This window comes from Kitasatospora sp. NPDC048365 (assembly GCF_043200835.1).
GTDB classification, from domain to species: domain Bacteria; phylum Actinomycetota; class Actinomycetes; order Streptomycetales; family Streptomycetaceae; genus Kitasatospora; species Kitasatospora terrestris.
Genome location: NZ_JBICYJ010000050.1, coordinates 51,790 through 58,544, shown reverse-complemented (window position 1 = coordinate 58,544; position 6,755 = coordinate 51,790). Strand labels below are relative to the sequence as shown.

Genomic DNA, 6,755 nt, shown 5'->3' with positions numbered 1-6,755 from the left:
ATCTGGCGTTGACTTTTGGCACGCTGTTGAGTTCTCAAGGAACGGACGCTTCCTTCGGACCGCCTTCCAGCGGGCCCTCCGGGCGCTTCGTTCGTGATTCGAGCTTATCAGATCGTTTACCGGGTGTTGACCGCGGCTTTACGTTCTGGACTTGCTCTGTTAACCGCCGACTCGCGGCGACCTGAGCAACGATAGCGGGTTCCGGGCGGAGTGCCAAAACGAGGCGCGCCCGGCTTCACCCATATGGGGGTGTGCGGGGTGGCTGAGCTGCGGGGGTGGGGATCGTCGGGGCCCGCCCGGATGCCGTAGAGTGCGGCGCGTCGGCCAAGTGGTCTAGTCCACTTGCGGGCCCGGCGGGCTGATCTTGATCTCCGTGCGGGGCGGTGCGTACACGTGCCGCTGCACGGAGGCCTCGTACGGCCGGTCGGGCGTGATCGCGGTATGTCCCGAGATGTCCGAAGTTGGCATAATTTAGGCTCAGTCGATGTACCGGCCGCTACCGCGGCCACACGCGCTGTACTCCGTACCTGGGAGGCTCCACCATGACCACTGTGACGTCGCCGCTCGCCGGTCGCGCCATCGGGCTCGCCAACGTGCCCGACCCCGTTTTCGCCGGCGCCATGGTGGGCCCCGGTACTGCGATCGACCCGGTCCGCGAGCCCACCGAGGCAGTGGCTCCCGTGGACGGGCTGGTCGTGTCGATGCACCCGCACGCCTTCGTGGTGATGGACTCGGACGGCCACGGCGTGCTGACCCACCTCGGGATCGACACCGTGCAGCTGAACGGCGAGGGCTTCGAGCTGCTGGTCAACAAGGGCGACCAGGTGAAGCGCGGCCAGCCGGTGATCAAGTGGAACCCGGCCGCGGTCGAGGCGGCCGGCAAGTCGCCGATCTCGCCGATCGTGGCGCTGGAGGCGTCCGCCGAGCAGCTGGGCGGGGTCGCCGAGACCGGTGACGTGGCCACCGGCGGCGAGCTCTTCACCTGGAACTGAGCCGGCCCCACCGCCCCGACGACGCAGAAGGAAACTCGGACAATGGAACGCACGCTGCGAGGCGTAGGTGTCAGCCACGGGGTCGCGATCGGCCAGGTGCGGCACATGGGCACGGCGGCGCTGGAGCCGCCGGCCACCCAGATCCCCAGTGAGGACGCGCCCCGCGAGCAGGCCCGGGCCCAGGCCGCGGTCGACGCGGTCGCGGCGGACCTGATCGCCCGCGGCAACCTGGCCGGCGGCGAGGCCCAGGCGGTCCTGGAGGCCCAGGCGCTGATGGCGCAGGACCCGGAGCTGATCGCGGACGTCAACCGCCGGATCGCGGTGGGCAGCAGCGCCGAGCGCGGCGTCTACGACGCGTTCGCGGCGTACCGCGCCCTGCTGGCGTCGGCGGGCGACTACCTGGCGGGCCGGGTGGCGGACCTGGACGACGTGCGGAACCGGATCGTGGCGCGCCTGCTCGGCGTGCCGATGCCGGGCGTGCCGGACAGCGACGAGCCGTACGTGCTGTTCGCCCGGGACCTGGCGCCGGCGGACACCGCGCTGCTGGACCCGACGCTGGTGCTCGGCTTCGTGACCGAGGAGGGCGGGCCGACCAGCCACAGCGCCATCCTGGCGCGGGCGATGGGCGTGCCGGCCGTGGTGGCGCTGCCCGGGGCGACCGATGTCGCCGAGGGCGTCGTGGTGGCGGTGGACGGTTCGACCGGTGACGTGCTGCTGGAGCCGGCGGTCGAGAAGCAGGACGAGCTGCGTCGGAAGGCGGCGGAGCGGAAGGCGGCGCTGGCGGCGTCCTCCGGTCCGGGGCAGACCTCGGACGGGTACAAGGTGCCGCTGCTGGCGAACGTCGGTGGCCCGGCGGACCTCCCGGCGGCGCTGGAGAACGGGGCCGAGGGCGTCGGCCTGTTCCGGACCGAGTTCCTGTTCCTCGACGACTCGGCCAAGGCGCCGAGCGAGGAGAAGCAGGTCGAGGCGTACCGCGCGGTGCTGGAGGCTTTCCCGGAGAGCCGCGTGGTGGTGCGCGTGCTGGACGCGGGCGCGGACAAGCCGCTCGACTTCCTGACCCCGGCGGACGAGCCGAACCCCGCGCTGGGCGTGCGCGGTCTGCGGACCCTGCTGGACCACCCGGAGGTGCTGGCCACGCAGCTGCGGGCGCTGGCGACGGCGGCCGAGGGGCTGCCGGTCCACCTCGAGGTGATGGCGCCGATGGTGGCCGACCGGGTGGACGCGCGGGCGTTCGCCGAAGCGTGCCGCGCGGCCGGGCTGCAGGCGAAGTACGGCGCGATGGTGGAGATCCCGTCGGCCGCGCTGCGGGCCCGGTCGATCCTGCAGGAGGTCGAGTTCCTCTCGCTGGGGACCAACGACCTTGCGCAGTACGCGTTCGCCGCCGACCGGCAGGTGGGTGCGCTGGCGCGGCTGCAGGACCCGTGGCAGCCGGCGCTGCTGGACCTGATCGCGGCGTCCGCGGACGCGGCGAAGGCGGCCGGGAAGAGCTGCGGCGTCTGCGGCGAGGCGGCGTCCGACCCGCTGCTGGCCTGCGTGCTGACCGGTCTGGGCGTCACCAGCCTGTCGATGGGCGCGGCGTCGATCCCGTACGTGCGGGCGACGCTGGCCAAGTACACGCTGGCGCAGTGCCGGCGGGCGGCGGAGGCGGCCCGGGCCGCGGACACCGCCGACGAGGCGCGGGCCGCGGCGCAGCAGGTGCTGTCGGGCGAGTGACACGCGCGGCCGTTCGGCCGCTGGTACTCCTGAGGGGTCCGGTTCCACCGTGGGGGGTGGAACCGGACCCCTCAGGCCGTTCCCGGGGCCGGGTCAGGCCCGGCGGTCGCGGCCGAGCTGCTCGAAGTACCGGAGGTGGTCGAGGTTGTCGACCGAGCCGGGGTTGACCGCCTGGGCGAGCGGGGTGCCGGAGAGCAGGCGCTTGACCGGGACCTCGATGCGCTTGCCGGTGAGGGTGTGCGGGAGGCCCTGGACCGCGATCACCTCGTCGGGGACGTGGCGCGGGGAGAGTTCGGTGCGCAGGGACGTCCGGATCCGGGAGACCAGGTCGTCGTCGAGGGCCGCGCCGGGGGTGAGGACGACGAAGAGCGGCATCCAGTAGCCGCCGTTGTCCTCCTCCAGGCCGATCACCAGGGATTCGGCGATCTCGGGGAGCCGCTCGACGACCTCGTAGATGTCGGAGGAGCCCATCCGGACGCCCTGGCGGTTGAGCGTGGAGTCGGAGCGGCCGTGGATGACCACGGTGCCGCGCCCGGTCACGGTGATCCAGTCGCCGTGCCGCCAGGTGCCCGGGTACATCTCGAAGTAGCTGTCGCGGTAGCGGGCGCCCTCGGGGTCGTTCCAGAAGCCGGTGGGCATCGAGGGCAGCGGCTTGGTGACGACCAGCTCGCCGACGGTGTCGGTGTGCGGCGCGCCGTGGACGTCCCAGGACTCGACGGCCGCGCCGAGGCACGGGGCCTGGATCTCGCCGAGGTGCACCGGGAGGGTCGGGACACCGCCGACGAAGCAGGAGCAGACGTCGGTGCCGCCGCTGACGCTGGCCAGCCAGACGTCGTGCTTGACCTCGTCGTAGATCCACTGGAAACCGTCGGGCGGCAGCGGGGAGCCGGTGGTGCCGATGCACCGGACCGCCGACAGGTCGAGGTCGCGTCCGGGGTGCAGCTCCGCCTTGCGGCTGGCGATCACGTACGCGGCGGAGGTGCCGAGGACAGTGGCGCGGGTGCGGGCGGCGACCGACCAGAGGGCGCCGGTGTCGGGGTGGCCCGGGCTGCCGTCGTAGGTGACGATCGTGGACCCGACGAGGAGGCCGGCGACGAGGAAGTTCCACATCATCCAGCCGGTGGAGGTGTACCAGAGGAAGCGGTCCTCGGGGCCGAGGTCCAGGTGGAGCGCGGCCTGCTTGAGGTGCTCGACGAGGATGCCGCCCTGGCTCTGCACGATGGCCTTCGGCAGGCCGGTGGTGCCGGAGGAGTAGAGCACCCAGAGCGGGTGGTCGAAGGGGACCTGCTCGAAGACCGGCTCGGTGTCGTCGGCGGTGAGGTCGTCCCAGTGCAGGGCGCCCTCCGGGGCCGGGCCGCCGAGCAGCGGGACGTGGACGACGGTGTGCAGGGTGGGGAGCTCGCGGCGGAGCTCGGCGACCACCTCGGTGCGGTCGTGGTCCTTGCCGCCGTAGTGGTAGCCGTCGATCGCGAACAGCACGGTCGGCTCGATCTGCTGCAGGCGGTCGAGCACGCTGCGGGCGCCGAAGTCCGGGGCGCAGCTGGTCCAGATCGCGCCGACGGCGGCGGTGGCGAGCAGGGCGACGGCCGCCTGCGGGATGTTGGGGAGGTACGCGCCGACCCGGTCGCCGGGGCCGACGCCCCGGGCGCGCAGCGCGGCGGCGAGCGAGCCGACCTGGCGGCGGAGCTCGGACCAGCTGATCTCGACGGGGGACTCGGTGGTCTCGTCGAGGTGCAGGATGGCCGCCTTGCCGGCGTTCGCCGGGTCCTCGGCGTGGCGCAGGGCGTGCTCGGCGTAGTTGAGGCGGGCGCCGGGGAACCAGCCGGCGCCGGGCATCGCCGGGTCGGCCAGGACGGCGGTCGGCTGCTCGCCGAAGCGGACGTCGAACCACTCGGTGACGGCCTGCCAGAAGCGGGAGAGGTCCTCGGTGGACCAGGCGTGCAGCGCGGCGTAGCGGGCGGCCGCCTCGTCGTCCGTCTCCACCGGGGCGAGCGGGGCGGCGGGGGCGCCGTGGTGTTCGGCGGCCCAGGCCTGGAAGGCGACCAGGCGGCTCGCGGCGGCGCGGGCCGGGTCGGGGCGCCAGAGCGGCTGGTCCTGGTGGGTCGGAGGGGTGCTCACGGTGGTGGTCTCCCGGCCGGTGTCTGTGGGGACGGTGGTGCTTGTGGCGAGCCGTCCGAGCTGTGCTGACGGTGCAGACCATGCCATGTGATCGTCTTGTGCGCCAGGGTGTCGCGGTCTGGTCGGGCGGGTGGCGAGGTGGTAGACCGACTGGCATGGCAGCGACATATGACGTGGTGATCGTGGGTGGCGGGCACAACGGGCTGGTGGCGGCGGCCTACCTGGCGCGCGCCGGGCGCAGCGTGCTACTGCTCGAACGGCTCGGCCGGACCGGGGGCGCGGCGGTGTCCGCACAGGCGTTCAGCGGAGTGGACGCGCGGCTGTCGCGGTACTCCTACCTGGTGAGCCTGCTCCCCCGGAAGATCGTCGACGAGCTGGGCCTGCGGATCGAGCTGCGCCGGCGGCGGTACTCCTCCTACACGCCCGTGCGGCGGGACGGGCAGGACGGCGGGCTGCTGGTCGACCAGCAGGACGTCGGGCGGACGGCGGCCTCGTTCCGGCAGCTGACCGGCGGGGACCGGGAGTTCGCCGCCTGGCGGGAGTTCTACGGGATGACCGGGCGGCTCGCCGAGCGGGTGTTCCCCACACTCACCGAGCCGCTGCCGACCCGGGAGGAGCTGCGGCGGCGGGTGGACGACCCGGTGGCGTGGGCGGACCTGTTCGAACGGCCGCTCGGGGAGACCGTCGAGCGGCGCTTCGCGGACGACGTGGTGCGGGGCGTGGTGCTGACGGACGCGCTGATCGGGACGTTCACCCACGCGCACGACCCGTCGCTGGCGCAGAACCGGTGCTTCCTCTACCACGTGGTCGGCGGCGGCACCGGCGACTGGGACGTACCCGTCGGCGGGATGGGCGCCGTCACCGACGCGCTCGCCGGCGCGGCGCGGGCCGCGGGCGCGGAGCTGCGGACCGGGTGCGAGGTGCTGGCCGTCGACCCCGGGAGTGCGGTGTCGGAGGTCGCGTACCGGGACGCGGACGGGGTCGAGCGTTCGGTCGGGGCGCGGTGGGTGCTGTGCAACGCGGCGCCCGCGGAACTGGACCGGCTGCTGGGGGTGAGCGGTGGCGAGCGGCCGCAGGGCGCACAGCTGAAGGTCAACATGCTGCTGCGGCGGCTCCCCCGGCTGCGGGACGGCGCGGTGGACGGACGCGAGGCCTTCGCCGGGACACTGCACCTCGCCGAGTCGTACCGCGAGCTGGAGACCGCGTACCGGGAGGCCGAGGCCGGGCGGATCCCGGCGCCCGGGCCGTCGGAGATCTACTGCCACTCGCTGACGGACCGTTCGATCCTCGGGGCGGAGGCGGACCGGGAGGGGTGGCAGACGCTCACTCTGTTCGGGCTGCACCAGCCGGCCGGACTGTTCACGGCGGACCCGGAGAAGGCGAGGGAGACGGCGCTGGCCGCCGTCCTGGCGCCGCTGGAGGCCGCACTCGCCGAGCCGCTGGCCGACTGCCTCGCGGTCGACGGCGACGGGCGGCCCTGCCTGGAGGTGAAGACACCGCTGGACCTGGAGGCGGACCTGCGACTGCCCGGCGGGAACATCTTCCACCGCGAGCTGGCGTTCCCGTGGGCGGCGGAGGGAGCGACGGACGACCGGTGGGGCGTGGCGACCGGGCACCCGCGGGTGCTGCTGTGCGGCGCCGGCGCGATCCGCGGCGGCGGGGTCAGCGGCATCCCGGGCCACAACGCGGCGATGGCCGTCCTGGGCCGGTAGCCGCACGGCGGTCGCCCGGGGCCGGTGGGGCGGGAGCCCTGCGGGCGGCCGCGCTGTGGGGAGGGCCGTCGGGAGGCACGCGCGGCTTGCGGCGGGGCGGCCCGGCGCAGCCAAGGGTAAGGAGCGGCGGCGGGCGAGTGGCCCTGCTGGCGGGCGGGCGGGCGCGCTCGCGCAGCGACTTCGGGGGCGCGTGAAGGCCTGCCCCCCGGCGGGGTGAGGG

4 protein-coding genes are annotated in these 6,755 nt (G+C 74.0%); 3 read left to right on the top strand and 1 reads right to left on the bottom strand.

The window, feature by feature from the left end; genetic code table 11:
- Positions 1–542: 542 nt before the first annotated feature.
- Complete coding sequence (locus tag ACGFX4_RS34955) at positions 543–992, top strand: PTS glucose transporter subunit IIA (RefSeq protein WP_393083403.1); 450 nt, start codon at positions 543–545, stop codon at positions 990–992.
- Between the two features lie 42 nt (positions 993–1,034).
- On the top strand, positions 1,035–2,705 hold the full coding sequence (gene ptsP / locus ACGFX4_RS34950) for a phosphoenolpyruvate--protein phosphotransferase (RefSeq protein ID WP_393083400.1): 1,671 nt from the start codon (positions 1,035–1,037) through the stop codon (positions 2,703–2,705).
- 93 nt (positions 2,706–2,798) lie between these two features.
- Here the strand turns inward: ptsP and ACGFX4_RS34945 are convergent, their stop codons facing one another.
- Positions 2,799–4,910: an acetoacetate--CoA ligase gene (locus tag ACGFX4_RS34945; protein WP_393083397.1), complete on the bottom strand. Its 2,112-nt coding sequence runs from the start codon at positions 4,908–4,910 to the stop codon at positions 2,799–2,801.
- 68 nt (positions 4,911–4,978) lie between these two features.
- Here ACGFX4_RS34945 and ACGFX4_RS34940 point away from each other — a divergent pair, with 68 nt between their 5' ends.
- Complete coding sequence (locus tag ACGFX4_RS34940; protein ID WP_393083394.1) at positions 4,979–6,535, top strand: phytoene desaturase family protein; 1,557 nt, start codon at positions 4,979–4,981, stop codon at positions 6,533–6,535.
- Positions 6,536–6,755 lie beyond the last annotated feature (220 nt).